This window comes from Pseudomonas sp. SW-3 (genome assembly GCF_016615645.1).
Lineage (GTDB): Bacteria > Pseudomonadota > Gammaproteobacteria > Pseudomonadales > Pseudomonadaceae > Aquipseudomonas > Aquipseudomonas mandelii.
The window spans coordinates 6113617-6129258 of the sequence record NZ_CP067098.1 but is presented as its reverse complement, the minus strand read 5'-3'; the positions used below and the strand labels follow the sequence as shown (position 1 = coordinate 6129258).

Genomic DNA, 15642 nt, shown 5'->3' with positions numbered 1-15642 from the left:
TGAACGAAAGGAAAAGAGCTAAGCAAACTGGTTATGTTGCTGTTTGAAAAAACGGGAGGGCACCCTGGACAGGCGGTTCACCTGTCCAGGTTACTCTTTTAAGAAGATATTTCAGTGCTTCGCTGCCACAACGAATAGTAGACGCGCCCGGATTTCTGCTCACGGTGCAGGCGCCAGTTGGCCGGCAGGCCGAGCGTCGAGGGTGCTGTTTCGCTTTCGGTGTACACCCACGCATCGTCCGCCAGCCATTGGCGCTCTTCCAGCAGCGTGCAAACGGCCGGCAACAGGTTCTGATTGAACGGTGGGTCGAGGAACACCACGTCGTAGGCGGTCGCGGTCTGGGTCTCCAGATAGCGCAAGGCATCGGCCGTCTGAATCTGGCCGGTGGTGCAGCGCAGGGTGCCCAGATGTTCCTTGATGCTTGAGACCGCGATGTTGCTGGCGTCCAGTGCCTGGCCCATCGCCGCGCCACGGGACAGCGCCTCAAGGAACAACGCGCCGCTGCCGGCGAATGGATCAAGCACCTTGGCGCCCGCGATGTAAGGCGCGAGCCAGTTGAACAGGGTTTCACGCACCCGGTCCGGGGTTGGGCGCAGGCCCGGGGCGTCGGGGAAGCTCAGCTTCCGGCTGCCCCATTCGCCGCCGATGATGCGCAATTGGTTCACTCCGTTGTGGACGTTGTGAACAGGTTTCTTAGGACGAGTGGCCATCAATGCTCCGGAACCCCGAGCGGCTGCTCGGCAGGTTTATCAGTTGGGGCCGGTAACGGCTTTTGCGGCACGGTCGGGCCAGCGCTGACGATGACCATTTTGTCCGTGCTCAAGTGTTTGTTCAGTGCGGCTTTGACCTGTTCGACAGTCAGGCTCTGCGACTCACGCATGAAGTCATTCAGATAACTCAGCGGCAGGTTGTAGAAACCCATGGCGCCGAGCTGGCCGACGATGTCGGCGTTGCTGGCCGTGGACAGCGGGAAGCTGCCGGCCAGTTCACGCTTGGCGTCGTCGAGTTCTTTCTGGGTCGGGCCGGTTTTAAGGTAGTCGGCGAGTACGTCCTGCACCAGTTTCAACGTGCCTTCACTCATCTCGGCGCGGGTTTGCAAGTTGATCATGAACGGGCCGCGTGCCTGCATCGGGGTGAAGCCCGAATAGACGCCGTAGGCCAGGCCACGTTTCTCGCGCACTTCACTCATCAATCGGGTGCCGAAACCACCGCCGCCGAGGATCTGGTTGCCCAGGGACAGTGCGGCGTAGTCCGGATCGTCACGGTCGATGCCCAGTTGCGCAAGCATCAGGTTGGTCTGCTTGGACGGGAACTCGATGTGGCCGATGCTGGCTTTCGGTTCTTCAGGCTGCGCAATTTTCGCCAGTGCCGGGCCTTTCGGCAACGCGCTGGAGACTTGCGCGGCAATCGCCTCGGCTTCGGCGCGGGACAAATCACCCACCAGCGCAATCACCACGTTGCCGGCTGCGTAGGCTTTCTCGTGGAACGCCTTGACTTGCGCCACGGTAATCGCCGGGACGGTTGTCGCCGTGCCGTCGCTGGAATGCGCGTAGGGGTGATCGCCGTACAAGCGGTTCATCAGCTCCAGGCTCGCCAGTTTGCCCGGGTTCTGCTTCTGGTATTCGAAACCGGCAAGCATCTGGTTCTTGATGCGCGCAAAGGAGTCGGCAGGGAAGGTTGGTTTGCCGACGACGTCGGAGAACAGTTTCAGCGCGGGTTCGCGCTTGTCTGCGGCGCTGAGGCTGCGCAGGGAAGCCAGTGCCATGTCTTTAAAGGCGCCGTTGCCAAAGTCTGCGCCCAGGCCTTCGAAGCCTTGAGCGATGGCGCCGACATCTTTTCCGGCCACACCTTCGTTGAGCATCGCGTTGGTCAGCAGTGCCAGACCGGGCGCGTTGCCGTCCTGGCTGCTGCCGGCGGCGAAAATCAGGCGCAGGTCGAACATCGGCAGCTCGCGGGCTTCGACGAACATCACCTTGGCGCCTTCGGCGGTGTTCCAGGTCTGTACGTCGAGCGAACGGTGGCTCGGCGCCTTACCGTCGAGTTCACTCAGCGATTGCAGCTTCTGGCTGGACTTGGCCTTGTCTAGGGCTTCGCTGGCCGTGGAGTCTTCGCTTTTCGACAAATAGAACGCAGCAGAGCCGATCAGGGCGACTGCGATCAGGCCGATCAGGACCAGACGGGATTTTTTACGCTCACTCATGAGTCGTCTCCAGTGGCAGTACATGGGCGACGCTGAGACGTTCGCGGGTGAAATACAGCTTGGCGGCTTTCTGGATGTCTTGCGGTGTCACGCTTTCCAGGTCGGCGAGTTCGGTGTCCATGAGTTTCCAGGACAGGCCGACGGTTTCCAATTGGCCGATGGAGGTGGCCTGACTGGTGATCGAATCACGCTCGTAGACCAGGCCGGCGATGACCTGGGCGCGGACGCGTTCCAGTTCTTCGGCGGACGGCGCAGTGGTTTTCAGCTGATCGAGCAGCTTCCACAGGCCCGCTTCGACCTGGTCCATGGTTTTCTTTTTCTGGGTGTTCGGCGTGGCCGACAGGGTAAACAGACTGTCGCCGCGAGTGTAAGCGTCGTAACTCGACGAACCACCGGACACCAGTTCTTCGCCGCGCTCCAGTTGCGTCGGGATGCGTCCGCTGTAGCCGCCGTCGAGCAGGGCCGAGATCAGGCGCAAGGCATTCACCGAGCGCTTGTCTTCGGCGGTGGCGATGCTCGGCACGTTGAAGCCCAGCATCAGGCTCGGCAACTGGGTCTGTACGTGAAGGGTGATCTGGCGTTCGCCAGGCTCGGCCAGTTCCAGCGGGATTTTCGCCGCTGGCACATCGCGTTTGGCGATCGGGCCGAAATAGCGCTGGGCCAGGGTTTTGACTTCGTCCGGGGTCACGTCGCCGACCACCACCAGCGTGGCGTTGTTCGGCACGTACCAGGATTGGTACCAGTGGCGCAGCTCTTCGACTTTCATGCGGTCCAGGTCAGCCATCCAGCCGATGGTCGGCGTGTGGTAACCGCTGGCCGGGAAAGCCATGGCCTTGAAGCGTTCGTAGGCCTTGGACATCGGTTTATCGTCGGTGCGCAGGCGACGTTCTTCCTTGATGACTTCGATCTCGCGGGCGAACTCGTCGGCCGGCAGGCGCAGGGTGGCCATGCGGTCGGCTTCCAGCTCGAAGGCCACGCCCAGGCGGTCGCGGGCCAGCACTTGGTAATACGCGGTGAAGTCATCGCTGGTGAACGCGTTCTCTTCGGCACCGAGGTCGCGCAGGATCAGCGACGCTTCGCCGGGGCCGACTTTCTCGCTGCCCTTGAACATCATGTGTTCGAGGGCGTGGGACAAACCGGTCTGGCCCGGCGTCTCGTAACTCGAGCCGACCTTGTACCAGACTTGGGAAACCACCACTGGCGCACGATGGTCTTCGCGCACAACGACCTTCAGGCCGTTATCCAGAGTGAATTCGTGGGTGGGTTGTGGATCGGCAGCCAGGGCCGAGAGGGGCAGACAAACTGTGCTGAGCAGCAGGCCTGCAGCGCGGCGGGCTAAAGCATTCATTCGTTTTTAAACCTGTTGAGCTGCCCGCTTGGCTTAGCGTCGGCGGGCGAGAGGGTGCTAGGATACTGGTCCGTTTTACTGGCGGCCACGTCTATCAGGCCTTTGATCGGCCGGACGGTTGCATGGGTTACCTGCGGAACCTTGGGTTTGTCAGCTAAACTCTGCGTTTTCGCAGAAGATGCCGTACCAGTCCTTCGTATTAGTCAACCTTTGAGGTGCTGTTTGCACCTCGACAAAATGTTGCGCGTGAACAAGCTGGGTCAATCGCAGTCTGTTCTGCATCGAATATTTATTTGCCGGGGCGCCCTTTGGCGCGTCGCTACCGTGAGATAGCCGTCCTCCATGTTTGGTTCCAACGACGACAAGAAGACCCCAGCTGCGGCTGGCGAGAAGAAAAGCCTGTTCGGATGGCTGCGCAAAAAGCCGCAGGAACCCGTCGTCGAACAGCCACAGCCAATTCCTGAGCCAACACCCGCGCCGGTAATAGAAGAAGCGCCGGCGCCGGTTGTCTTGCCGATGGCCGAGCCGCTGCTGCAGCCGGTCGCCGGGGCTGAACCCGAAGTCATTGCCGAGCATCCGCTGGCACCCGCTCCAGAGCCGTGGCTGACGTTGCCAGTGGCGGAAGAGCCGGTGGCCTTGGTCGAAGATGAGCTGGCGCCGCATGTGACGCCGACGATTCCTGCACCGACCGCGTTTGCCTCCGAGCCCGTTCAGGTGCCGGTGGTTGAGCCGGTTGTCGCGCCGGTTATCGTGACTGAGCCTGAGCCGGTTGTTCCAGAGTCTGTGATTCCTGCGTTCGTCGCTCCTGTGGTTGAAGCACCTGCGCCTGCGCCTGCTCCTGTCATTGCTCCGGTAGTCGCCGCGCCCGCAGTTCCCGCCGAAGTCCCGGCCGAGCCGCCGCGTAGCGAAGAAACCAAAGCCGGTTTCTTCGCCCGCCTCAAGCAAGGCCTGTCCAAGACCAGCGCCAGCATTGGCGAAGGCATGGCCAGCCTGTTCCTGGGCAAGAAAATCATCGATGACGAACTGCTCGAAGACATCGAAACCCGTCTGCTGACCGCCGACGTCGGGGTCGAGGCGACCTCGGTCATCATCCAGCGCCTGACCCAAAAGGTTGCGCGCAAGGAGCTGGCCGATGCCGACGCGCTGTACAAATCCCTGCAGGCTGAACTCGCCGCGATGCTCAAGCCTGTCGAGCAGCCGCTGAAAATCACCTCGCAGAACAAGCCTTTCGTGATTCTGGTGGTCGGCGTCAACGGTGCCGGCAAAACCACCACCATTGGCAAACTGGCGAAGAAGCTGCAACTCGAAGGCAAGAAAGTCATGCTCGCGGCCGGTGACACCTTCCGCGCCGCCGCCGTTGAGCAATTGCAGGTCTGGGGCGAGCGCAACAAGATCCCGGTCATCGCCCAGCACACCGGTGCCGACTCCGCTTCGGTTATCTTCGACGCCGTACAGGCCGCCAAGGCCCGTGGCATTGATGTGCTGATCGCCGACACCGCCGGTCGCCTGCACACCAAAGACAATTTGATGGAAGAGCTGAAAAAGGTTCGCCGGGTTATCAGCAAACTCGACGCTGACGCGCCGCACGAAGTGCTCTTGGTGCTCGACGCCGGTACTGGCCAGAACGCAATCAGCCAAGCCAAGCAATTCAACCAGACCGTCGAACTGACCGGCCTGGCGCTGACCAAGCTCGATGGCACCGCCAAGGGCGGGGTGATTTTCGCCCTGGCCAAGCAATTTGGTTTGCCGATTCGCTACATCGGCGTCGGTGAAGGCATCGATGACTTGCGTACTTTTGAAGCAGAACCCTTTGTCCAGGCACTGTTTGCCGAGCGGGAGCGTTCATGATTCGTTTCGAACAGGTCGGTAAACGCTACCCGAACGGTCACGTCGGCTTGCATGAGCTGAGCTTTCGAGTCCGTCGGGGCGAATTCTTGTTTGTAACCGGCCATTCCGGCGCCGGTAAAAGCACCTTGTTGCGGCTGCTGCTGGCGATGGAACGTCCGACCACCGGCAAATTGCTGCTGGCCGGCCAGGACCTCGCCACCATCAGCAATGCGCAGATTCCGTACTTGCGCCGGCAGATTGGCGTGGTGTTCCAGAACCACCAACTGCTGTTTGATCGCACGGTGTTCAACAACGTCGCTCTGCCGTTACAGATTCTTGGGCTGTCCAAGGCCGAGATCGTCAAACGTGTGGATTCGGCGCTTGAGCGTGTCGCGCTGTCGGATAAAACCGATCTGTACCCCGGCGACTTGTCCACCGGGCAGCAACAGCGCGTCGGCATCGCTCGCGCCATCGTCCACCGTCCGGCCTTGCTGCTGGCGGACGAACCCACCGGTAACCTCGATCCGCGTCTGGCGGCCGAGATCATGGGCGTGTTCGAAGACATCAACCGCCTGGGCACCAGCGTGCTGATCGCCAGTCACGACCTGGCCTTGATCGCCCGCATGCGTCATCGGATGCTGACCCTGCAACGCGGCCGATTGATCGGCGACGGGGAGGCGGGCGTATGAGTGCGACACGCAGCCCCAAGGTTTCCGAGCGCGTGGCACCGAAAGCCGCCGATCCGCAACCGCAGAAGAAAAAGCGCAACGATGACGACGGCCCGGATTTCGCGACGTTGTTTCGTGCCTGGGTTGAAAGCCATCGCGCCAGTCTGCTGGACAGCTTGCGTCGGTTGGGTAAACAGCCAATCGGCAGCTTTTTCACCTGCATGGTGATGGCGGTCGCCCTGAGCTTGCCGATGGGCCTGTCACTTTTGCTGAGTAACGTCGAGCGTCTCGGCGGTTCCTGGCAGCGAGCGGCGCAGATTTCCCTGTACCTGCAACTCGAGGCCAGCCCGGCTGAAGGCGAGTCGTTGCGCGAGCAGATCAAAGGCATGCCTGGCGTAGCCGATGCTGAATATATCGGCCGAGATCAGGCGCTGGAAGAGTTCCAGCAGCAGTCCGGACTGGGCGAGGCGCTTAAGGAACTGCCGGAAAACCCGCTGCCAGGCGTGGTGCTGGTGACCCCGAACGAAGTCGACAAGCCCGCGCTTGAAGCATTACGACAAAAACTTTCCGAGCTGCCCAAGGTACAACAGGCTCAACTTGATCTAGTCTGGGTCGAGCGTCTGGCAGCGATCCTCAAGCTGGGTGACCGTTTTGTCTTCGGTCTGACCGTGCTTCTGGTTTCTGCATTACTTTTGGTGATAGGCAATACCATTCGTCTTCATATTGAAAACCGCCGCACAGAGATAGAAGTGATTAAACTCGTCGGCGGCACAGACAGCTATGTGCGCAGGCCCTTTCTGTACATGGGTGCGCTTTATGGCTTCGGTGCGGGGATTCTTTCCTGGGGTGTATTGGCGTTTGGCCTTGATTGGCTGAACGACGCAGTTGTCGGGCTGGCCGGTTTGTATGGCAGTGATTTCGCGCTGGCCGGAGTGCCAGTTGCCGACGGTCTGTCTCTCTTGCTTGGCGCGGTGCTGTTGGGGTATATCGGTGCATGGATTGCAGTCGCACGCCACCTGAGGGAGCTTGCGCCTAAGTAGTATCATTTTGCTCGTATTGACCTTTCAGCGTTTATGGGAACTTGTCTTTCGGTTTCCGGTCAATTTTCGCAGTGCTGAACTGCACGAGTTATGTAAGTCGGAGGTTTTTTCGTATGACCAATTCTTTGCAACCTGCATATGCTCTGGTCCCGGGTGCGAACCTGGAGGCCTATGTGCACACCGTGAACAGCATTCCATTGCTGACTCCGGAGCAGGAGCGTGAACTGGCCGAGAGTCTCTATTATGAGCAGGATTTGGGGGCGGCTCGGCAGATGGTGCTCGCCCACCTGCGTTTTGTTGTACATATCGCCCGTAGCTATTCCGGCTACGGCCTGGCTCAGGCTGACCTGATCCAGGAAGGTAACGTCGGTCTGATGAAGGCGGTGAAGCGCTTCAACCCGGAAATGGGTGTGCGTCTGGTTTCGTTCGCAGTGCACTGGATCAAGGCGGAAATTCACGAGTTCATCCTGCGCAACTGGCGCATTGTGAAAGTCGCGACCACCAAGGCCCAGCGCAAGCTGTTCTTCAACCTGCGCAGCCAGAAGAAACGTCTGGCGTGGCTGAACAACGAGGAAGTCCACCGTGTGGCGGAAAGCCTCGGCGTAGAGCCGCGGGAAGTGCGCGAGATGGAAAGTCGCCTGACCGGCCATGACATGGCCTTCGACCCGGCCGCGGAAGCGGACGACGACAGCGCTTTCCAGTCGCCGGCCAACTACCTGGAAGACCACCGGTACGACCCGGCGCGTCAATTGGAAGATGCCGACTGGAGCGACAACTCCAATCACAACCTGCACGAAGCGCTCGAAGTGCTGGACGACCGCAGCCGTGACATCCTCTACCAGCGTTGGTTGGCGGAAGAGAAAGCCACGCTGCATGACCTGGCGCAGAAGTACAACGTGTCGGCCGAGCGTATTCGTCAGCTTGAAAAGAGCGCGATGAACAAGCTCAAGTTGTCGATCGCCGCCTGACCTGCGAAGCGGCAATAAAAAACGCCCCGATCAGTGATGATCGGGGCGTTTTTGTGTGTGCCTACTAGTAACAAGCCGCTTCCTGTAGGGGCGAGCCTTGCTCGCGAAGGCGGTGTATCAGTCGATGAAGGGGTTGGCTGACATACCGCCTTCGCGGGCAAGCCTCGCTCCTACAGGTGATTTGCGTCGTCTCGGACTCGTTATTGGGACCAAGGTGCCCGGCGTGAATCATTAATGCCAACCAGATAGCTATCGCCACCCAACTGGCTCATCTGCTGCCGAATCCACCCGGCCCGACGCGCAACATAGTTGGTCGGATGGCTTGCACTCCACACCCGCGGGTTTGGCAGCACCGCCGCGAGCAAGCTCGATTGCTGGCGACTAAGACCTTTAGCGCTCACACCAAAGTGATGCCGGGCCGCCGCTTCCGCGCCAAACACTCCGTCATCCCACTCGACGCTGTTCAGGTACACCTCAAGAATCCGCTGCTTGGGCCAGAGCACCTCGATCAACCCGGTGAACCACGCCTCCAGGCCTTTACGCAGCCAACTGCGGCCGGACCACAAAAACAGATTCTTCGAGACTTGCTGGCTCAGAGTGCTGGCACCGCGAATCGAACCACCGAGCTCATTATGGGCCAGGGCTTTCTGGATCGCACCAAAGTCAAAACCCCAGTGCTCCGGGAATTTCTGATCCTCGCCCGCGATCACGGCGACTTTCAGGTCGTCAGAGATTTCATCCCAGGGCTTCCAGGTGCGCTGCAAGTCAATGGGCTCGCCGTCGAACCAGGATTCGACCTTGCGCTCGACCATCAATGCCGTTCCCGGTGGCGGGACTACGCGAAAGATCAGCACCAGCAGCACGCTGCCGGCCGCGAACCAGAGCACGGCCTTGGTAAATCGTCTTAAAAATAAACGCAGCATAGAGATGACTTGGCCGAACCCGTTGAGCGGGCCATTATACAGACCCTGTGGATCGAGTCTGACTGGAGTTCTTCATGCTGCGTGGCTTTCTGATGCTGGCCGCTTTCTTCGGCTTCACCGGCGTTGCCCTTGGCGCGTTCGCCGCCCACGGCCTGAAAAACCGTCTGACTCCCGAGTACCTGGCGATTTTCCATACCGGCGTCACCTACCAACTGGTGCACACCCTGGCGTTGCTGGGTGTGGCGCTGCTGGCCACGCAGATTCCGGGACGCTTGATCACTTGGGCCGGCGCTTCGTTTGCCATCGGCATCCTGCTGTTTTCCGGCAGCCTGTATTTGCTGACCCTGACCGGCGTCAGCAAGCTGGGGATCGTCACCCCCTTCGGCGGACTGGCATTCCTGGTCGGCTGGTTCTGCCTGGGGCTTGCCGCCTGGCGGTTGAGCTGACCGGGCAGTCCATTTCATGACGAATGGCTTGGGTCGCCAAGACTGATCGGGCTAGAATGCCAGCCCCTAAAAATGATGGCGGCATTCGGTATGCGCATTCAGTTGAACGGCGAATCCCTTGAACTGCCCGACGGTGAAACCGTTGCGGCCCTGCTGACCCGTCTGGAGCTGACCGGACGCCGGGTGGCGGTCGAACTCAATCTGGATATCGTCCCGCGCAGCCAGCATGCAGAAACCACGCTCAACGATGGCGATTCCGTCGAAGTGGTCCACGCCATCGGCGGCGGCTAGTCGCCCGGCCCGCAAGGGCACAGAATTCTGCAAGAACCTCACCCCTACAGAGGATTTCCCATGAGCATCGTTCGTAGCGACAAGCCCTTCGTCCTGGCCGGTCGTACTTACCAGTCGCGTTTGCTGGTAGGCACCGGCAAGTACCGCGACATGGAAGAAACCCGCCTGGCCATCGAAGCTTCGGGTGCCGAGATCGTCACCTTCGCCGTGCGCCGTACCAATCTGGGCCAGATCGAAGGCGAGCCGAACCTGCTCGAAGTGCTGTCGCCGGATCGCTACACCTTCCTGCCGAACACCGCGGGCTGCTACGACGCCATCGAAGCCGTGCGCACCTGCCGCCTGGCCCGTGAGCTGCTCGATGGGCACAATCTGGTGAAGCTGGAAGTGCTGGCCGACCAGAAAACCCTGTTCCCCAACGTGATCGAAACCCTCAAGGCCGCCGAAACGCTGGTCAAGGAAGGCTTCGACGTGATGGTCTATACCAGCGATGACCCGATCATCGCCCGTCAATTGGCGGAAATCGGCTGCATCGCGGTCATGCCGCTCGCCGGTCTGATCGGTTCGGGCCTGGGGATCTGCAACCCGTACAACCTGCAGATCATCCTCGAAGAAGCCAAGATTCCCGTGCTGGTGGATGCCGGTGTCGGTACCGCTTCCGACGCCACCATCGCCATGGAACTGGGTTGCGAAGCCGTGCTGATGAACTCGGCCATCGCCCACGCCCAGCAGCCGATCATGATGGCTGAAGCCATGAAACACGCCATCGTCGCGGGCCGCCTGGCCTACCTCGCCGGTCGCATGCCGAAAAAACTCTATGCCAGCGCCTCCTCGCCGCTGGATGGTCTGATCAAGTAAGAGCCATTGATGACTGAATCAAACGACACGCCAATCCAGACGGAAGAAGGCGACGAGCGCCAACACCGCCGCATCAAGAGTTTCGTGATGCGCGCCGGGCGCATGACCGAAGGCCAGCAACGCGGTCTGGACCAGGGCACGCCGCTGTTCGTGCTGCCATTGGCCGACGCGCCGGTAGACTTCGACCAAGTGTTCGGTCGCTCGGCGCCGCGCTCGCTGGAAATCGGTTTCGGCATGGGCCATTCGCTGCTGGAAATGGCCGCGGCCTCGCCAGAACAGGATTTCATTGGCGTGGAAGTGCACCGTCCGGGTGTCGGCGCGCTGCTCAATGGCGTTCTGACGCAGGGCTTGACCAACCTGCGGGTCTACGATTGCGATGCAATCGAAGTGCTCAACCGTTGCGTGGCCGACAACAGCCTCGATCGCCTGATGCTGTTTTTCCCGGATCCATGGCACAAGAGCCGTCACCACAAACGTCGTATCGTTCAGGCGTCGTTCGCTGAGCTGGTGCGCAGCAAGCTGAAAGTCGGCGGCATTCTGCACATGGCCACCGACTGGGAACCCTACGCCGAGTACATGCTGGAAGTGATGAACGTCGCGCCGGGTTATCGAAACCTGGCCGAAGACGGCAAGTGCGTTCCGCGCCCGGCTGAACGCCCGATCACCAAGTTCGAACGCCGCGGCGAGCGACTTGGGCATGGCGTTTGGGACCTGAAGTTCGAAAAACAGTCCTGAGCCGTAACGCTATAAAAACTGTGGGAGCGAGCCTGCTCGCGATGGCGGTCTGACAGTCAACGATAATGTTGAATGTGACGACGCCTTCGCGAGCAGGCTCGCTCCCACATTTGCTTTATGCAGTGTTCAAGATCGGCGTCTGGCCGCCGAAAGCTCTATGCCCCCAATTGTAAAGGAAGACAAGGTTTTGAAATTCATCCTCGTCTGCATCCTGTTGTTCATCGCCCTGCCTTCAATGGCTCACGGACAGACGCTGACGATCGACGACTACTTTCAACGTGCCCAGGATGCAGCTGATCAAATCAAACGTAACTCGGATGAGTTGGTCAGGCTGGAAGCAAGCGGGGAGCTGGATTTCAAGAACAAGCCCGAGCAAATAGGCAACATGGAAGGTGATCTGGAGGCCTTCAAATACAATTTGAAGATGGCGTCTGACGGTGGGCATCCCATCGCGAGCTATTTGCTGGCTAATACCCTGAGCAAACCGGGCCCTACCGAACAACAGCGCAGGGAAACCTGTGAGCTTTATGAAAAAGCCATGGATCAAGGCTTTTTGGCGGCAGCCGTCGCCTACTTCCATCGGTGCGATCAGGACTCGATGAAGTCTGACCGACGCGATGCCGGTCACTTGAAATATTTGCAGACGCTTGAGGAGCTGCTTCAGGAGCCAGATATTTTTGCTGATTTTTATCCGATGCCGGCCAAGCGCGCCCTGTGCTTTCAGGACTTGCAGCCAGGCTTGTCAAAAGAACGAGTGATAGGGTCCTTGCAGGCGCGTGCTGTCGCATTGATGCTGACCGAAGATCAGTACCGGGCCGAGGCCAATTACATTCTGGCAATGAGCCGAGTCAATGAGAGTGGCAGGCTCGACCGTCAGAATGTTGTGTATCTGGACAAGGCCGAAGCGTTGGGCTGCCACGACTTTATGGGGATCAGTGCCAGGATCCGAAGCGAAGCCAAGTCCGTGGGCAAGCCATAAAGGGCATTCGCAATACAAAAAATGTGGGAGCGGGCTTGCCAGCGATGGCGGTCTGACAGTCAACGAAGATGTTGAATGTTATGACGCCATCGCGAGCAGGCTCGCTCCCACAGTTGTTTTGGGTGTAGTCAAAGGTCAGCGGCGGTCGGCGACGACGCCGATCAGCACCAGCACCACCAACAACACCGGCGCCAGGCTGTAGTTGTTGAACTGGCTCAGGCCTTTGATGATCCACGGGGTGGCGTAGATCAACGCGACGCCGCTGCCGACCATGCACACCAATGCCATCAGCGGGACGCGCAAGGCGCCGGCGATGCTGCCCAGGCGTTGGTCGACCCAGCCTTTGATATCGGCGCCAAACAACACCAGCAGACAGCCCACTAGCGCCAGAGAGATTTCCGACAGGTTGCTGCGGCTCCAGCGGGAGACGGTGGCGAGCAGGTCGAGTATCAAATCCATTCGTTTTCCCCTAAGGCTGAAATCAGCTCAGAAATGTTTGCAGCAAGTCATTGAGAAACAGCTGTCCGCGATCAGTCGCCGTCAGACGTGACGGTTCGACCCGCAACAGGCCGCTTTGTTCGGCTTCCCGCCGGCCTTCGGCGAGGCTTTCCAGCGGCAGTCCGGTGCGCTCCGGATACAGGCGCGATTCCACGCCTTCAGTCAGGCGCAGGGCGTTCATCAGGAAGTCGAACGGCAGCTCGTCATTGGTCAGCGCTTTCTCTCCGGCCTTGAAGCTTTTCGCCGGGTTCAGGTAATCCTTCGGCAGGCGCGTTTTCCAGGTGCGCACGATGCGCCCGTCCGGATGGCTCAGCTTGCCGTGGGCACCGGCACCGATGCCGATGAAGTCGCCGAAACTCCAGTAATTGAGGTTATGCCGCGCCGGGCGACCAGGCTGAGCATAAGCCGAGACTTCGTATTGCGCGTAACCGTGTTCGGCAAGCAGCGCCTGACCGGCTTCCTGAATGTCCCACAGCGTGTCGTCTTCCGGCAGCGTCGGCGGCTGGTTCCAGAACACCGTGTTCGGCTCCAGCGTCAGTTGATACCAGGACAAATGTGTCGGCTTCAGGGCGATGGCCTGGCGCAGGTCGCTCAACGCATCGTCCAGCGACTGATCCGGCAAGCCGTGCATCAAGTCCAGATTGAAGTTATCGAACCCGGCCTGACGCGCCATGCCGGCGGCTCGCACCGCTTCGTCACCGTTGTGAATCCGCCCCAAGGCCTTGAGCTTTTCTTCCTGGAAACTCTGGATACCGATCGACAGGCGATTGATGCCCAGCGCGCGGTAGGCGACGAATTTCTCTTGCTCGAACGTTCCCGGATTGGCTTCCAGGGTGATTTCGATGTCGCTGGCGAACGCAATCCGCTGCTCGACGCCTTTGAGCAAACGACCCAGGGCTTCGGCGCTGAACAGGCTCGGCGTGCCGCCACCGAAGAAAATCGAGCTCAGCTCACGACCGTAAACCGCATGCAGGTCCTGATCGAGGTCGGCCAGCAACGCGTCGACGTACTCTTCTTCCGGCAGCACCGGGCTGGCAGTGTGGGAGTTGAAGTCGCAATAAGGGCATTTGCGCACACACCACGGAATGTGGATGTACAACGCAAGGGGCGGCAGCACGGGGAGCGCGGCCCGAGGCGAGGGGGCGGCACCGCCGAAAATCAGCGGTGACGCGGATGAGTCGTGGGTCATATCAGGCCTAGACGCTGGCGCAGCAGATCCATTGCACGGGCGCGGTGGCTGATGAGGTTCTTCTCGCTCGGGCTCAGCTCGGCGCTGGAGCAATCGCGCGACGGCACCCAGAACAGCGGGTCGTAGCCAAACCCGTGTTCACCGCTGGCCGCCGTCAAGATGCGCCCGTGCCACAGGCCTTCGCAGAGGATCGGCAGCGGATCGTCGGCATGTCGCACCAGCGCCAGCACGCAGACGAACTGTGCGCCGCGCTCAGATTCCGGCACATCCTTCAACGCATCGAGCAGTTTGGCGTTGTTCGCCGCATCACCCTGGCCATCCGCGTAACGAGCCGAATAGATACCCGGCGCACCGCCAAGGAAATCCACCGCTAGCCCGGAATCGTCGGCCAGCGCCGGCAAACCGGAGATGCGCGCGGCGTTGCGGGCCTTGAGGATGGCATTCTCGACGAACGACAGGCCGGTTTCTTCAGGCTCGACGCTGCTGAACTCGCCGATCGAGCGCAGTTGCACCGACTCGCCGAGCATGGCCTGGAGTTCCTTGAGTTTGCCGGCGTTATGGCTGGCCAGTACGAGTTGCGTGAAGTTCATCATTCGCCGGGGAAAAGCTCTTGGTTGAAATTGATGGTGTTGATTTTATCGCCGTTCTGCACCTTGATCTCGAAGGTGCGGACTTCCTGCTGATCCACCGGGAACTGGGCGATGTAGTAGATCGCGCCCTGTTCGGTGATCTGTTTGAATTTCAGCGGCACACTTTGGCTGGTCAGGTCTTTGACCGTCCCGCTGACCTGAGCCATCTGGGGTTTGCCTTCCTTGATTACCGAAACGTTGATCACGCCTTGATTCTTGCTACGGGTGAGCTCCGCGGCTTTAGCGATATCAGGGGTCAGAAAGGTCGAGTTGAAGGTGTTGTAATGCACCGTCACATCACCAAACTTCTCCTGACGATCACCTTTGATGACGTCGGCGGCCATGGCCGTGACGCTCAGGCAGGCAGTAAGTACAAACAGCGCTAGACGACCCATGATCGTTCTCCTTGGAATGTCGTGGTTCAGACCGCGATTTTGTGATCCTGCAACCCTGGGCTGCTGACGCGGTAAATACCGATTTCACCTAATAGATTAGGCCATAGCTTACTGGCCCACCCGTGGCGGTGTTGTTGATCCACGGCCAGCCGATCAATGACCTTGGCTTCACGTTCGCGACACAACGCTTCAAAGTCTTCGAAGGTGCAGAAGTGGATGTTCGGCGTGTTGTACCAGGTGTATGGCAGAAACTCCGACACCGGCATCCGGCCCTTGCTCGCCAGGTACCAGCGGCAGCGCCAGTGACCGAAGTTGGGGAAGGTGATGATGCACTGGCGGCCGACCCGCAGCATTTCGTCGAGGATCCTGTCCGGGTAATGCACGGCTTGCAGCGCCTGGGTCATGACCACGACGTCGAAGCTGTTGCTGGCGAAGTTGCCGAGGCCCTTGTCCAGGTCCTGCTCGATCACGTTGATGCCCTTGGCCACGCATTCGGCGATGTTGTCCGGATCGTTTTCCAGGCCATAGCCCGTCACTTGTTTGTTATCGCGCAGCCAGGTCAGCAGTTCGCCGTCGCCGCAACCGAGGTCGAGCACGCGGCTGCCAGCGGGGATCCATTCCTGGATGATTTCCAGATCAGCTCTCATGGCT

Annotated in this window: 18 protein-coding genes; 9 read left to right on the top strand and 9 right to left on the bottom strand. The window is 59.9% G+C overall.

The features are described from left to right. Positions 1-98: 98 nt before the first annotated feature. The 3 genes from rsmD to JIO00_RS27830 are packed head-to-tail and all read right to left on the bottom strand — an operon-like array spanning position 99 to position 3548. Positions 99-710 (bottom strand): 16S rRNA (guanine(966)-N(2))-methyltransferase RsmD, encoded by a 612-nt coding sequence (gene rsmD / locus JIO00_RS27840; RefSeq protein ID WP_010466805.1) that lies wholly within the window; start codon positions 708-710, stop codon positions 99-101. Next, the gene (locus JIO00_RS27835; protein WP_010466806.1) at positions 710-2200 is read right to left on the bottom strand and encodes a M16 family metallopeptidase; all 1491 of its coding nucleotides are present in this window, start codon (positions 2198-2200) and stop codon (positions 710-712) included. The genes rsmD and JIO00_RS27835 overlap by 1 nt, the downstream gene beginning before the upstream one ends. Beyond that, entirely contained in the window at positions 2193-3548 is a 1356-nt protein-coding gene (locus JIO00_RS27830) for a M16 family metallopeptidase (RefSeq protein ID WP_154502074.1), read from the bottom strand. Before JIO00_RS27830 ends, JIO00_RS27835 begins: the two co-directional genes overlap by 8 nt. A 342-nt stretch (positions 3549-3890) precedes the next feature. Here JIO00_RS27830 and ftsY point away from each other — a divergent pair, with 342 nt between their 5' ends. The 4 genes from ftsY (at position 3891) to rpoH (ending at position 8051) form a co-directional block, all read left to right on the top strand. Continuing rightward, entirely contained in the window at positions 3891-5396 is a 1506-nt protein-coding gene (gene ftsY / locus JIO00_RS27825) for a signal recognition particle-docking protein FtsY (protein WP_200667247.1), read from the top strand. Beyond that, the gene (ftsE, locus tag JIO00_RS27820) at positions 5393-6064 is read left to right on the top strand and encodes a cell division ATP-binding protein FtsE (protein ID WP_010466809.1); all 672 of its coding nucleotides are present in this window, start codon (positions 5393-5395) and stop codon (positions 6062-6064) included. Before ftsY ends, ftsE begins: the two co-directional genes overlap by 4 nt. Continuing rightward, positions 6061-7083, top strand: a complete 1023-nt coding sequence (gene ftsX / locus JIO00_RS27815; protein WP_010466810.1) for a permease-like cell division protein FtsX — start codon at positions 6061-6063, stop codon at positions 7081-7083. Before ftsE ends, ftsX begins: the two co-directional genes overlap by 4 nt. Positions 7084-7196: 113 nt before the next feature. Further along, on the top strand, positions 7197-8051 hold the full coding sequence (gene rpoH / locus JIO00_RS27810; protein WP_007897890.1) for an RNA polymerase sigma factor RpoH: 855 nt from the start codon (positions 7197-7199) through the stop codon (positions 8049-8051). Positions 8052-8251: 200 nt separating this feature from the next. Here the strand turns inward: rpoH and mtgA are convergent, their stop codons facing one another. After that, positions 8252-8974 (bottom strand): monofunctional biosynthetic peptidoglycan transglycosylase, encoded by a 723-nt coding sequence (gene mtgA, locus JIO00_RS27805; protein ID WP_042932499.1) that lies wholly within the window; start codon positions 8972-8974, stop codon positions 8252-8254. 74 nt (positions 8975-9048) lie between these two features. On the opposite strand from mtgA, the gene JIO00_RS27800 reads away from it, so the two are divergent. From JIO00_RS27800 to JIO00_RS27780, 5 genes are all read left to right on the top strand, one after another. Then, complete coding sequence (locus JIO00_RS27800) at positions 9049-9420, top strand: DUF423 domain-containing protein (protein ID WP_010466813.1); 372 nt, start codon at positions 9049-9051, stop codon at positions 9418-9420. 90 nt (positions 9421-9510) lie between these two features. Then, the gene (gene thiS, locus JIO00_RS27795; protein WP_007897898.1) at positions 9511-9711 is read left to right on the top strand and encodes a sulfur carrier protein ThiS; all 201 of its coding nucleotides are present in this window, start codon (positions 9511-9513) and stop codon (positions 9709-9711) included. A gap of 60 nt (positions 9712-9771) precedes the next feature. Continuing rightward, positions 9772-10566, top strand: a complete 795-nt coding sequence (locus tag JIO00_RS27790; RefSeq protein ID WP_010466815.1) for a thiazole synthase — start codon at positions 9772-9774, stop codon at positions 10564-10566. Between the two features lie 9 nt (positions 10567-10575). After that, positions 10576-11301, top strand: a complete 726-nt coding sequence (gene trmB / locus JIO00_RS27785; RefSeq protein ID WP_010466817.1) for a tRNA (guanosine(46)-N7)-methyltransferase TrmB — start codon at positions 10576-10578, stop codon at positions 11299-11301. A 187-nt stretch (positions 11302-11488) separates the two neighbouring features. Next, positions 11489-12280 carry a hypothetical protein gene (locus JIO00_RS27780; protein WP_200667246.1) on the top strand — a complete coding sequence of 264 codons (792 nt, stop codon included), beginning with the start codon at positions 11489-11491 and terminating at the stop codon, positions 12278-12280. Between the two features lie 135 nt (positions 12281-12415). On the opposite strand, the gene JIO00_RS27775 is transcribed toward JIO00_RS27780, so the two are convergent. The 5 genes from JIO00_RS27775 to metW are packed head-to-tail and all read right to left on the bottom strand — an operon-like array spanning position 12416 to position 15638. Beyond that, entirely contained in the window at positions 12416-12739 is a 324-nt protein-coding gene (locus JIO00_RS27775; protein ID WP_010466821.1) for a DUF3392 domain-containing protein, read from the bottom strand. A 22-nt stretch (positions 12740-12761) separates the two neighbouring features. Beyond that, on the bottom strand, positions 12762-13967 hold the full coding sequence (hemW, locus tag JIO00_RS27770; RefSeq protein WP_234452915.1) for a radical SAM family heme chaperone HemW: 1206 nt from the start codon (positions 13965-13967) through the stop codon (positions 12762-12764). Continuing rightward, on the bottom strand, positions 13964-14560 hold the full coding sequence (rdgB, locus tag JIO00_RS27765; RefSeq protein WP_077747222.1) for an RdgB/HAM1 family non-canonical purine NTP pyrophosphatase: 597 nt from the start codon (positions 14558-14560) through the stop codon (positions 13964-13966). The genes hemW and rdgB overlap by 4 nt, the downstream gene beginning before the upstream one ends. After that, positions 14557-14991 (bottom strand): DUF4426 domain-containing protein, encoded by a 435-nt coding sequence (locus JIO00_RS27760; protein WP_077747223.1) that lies wholly within the window; start codon positions 14989-14991, stop codon positions 14557-14559. The genes rdgB and JIO00_RS27760 overlap by 4 nt, the downstream gene beginning before the upstream one ends. 26 nt (positions 14992-15017) lie before the next feature. Next, entirely contained in the window at positions 15018-15638 is a 621-nt protein-coding gene (metW, locus tag JIO00_RS27755) for a methionine biosynthesis protein MetW (protein WP_010466828.1), read from the bottom strand. Positions 15639-15642: the final 4 nt, after the last annotated feature.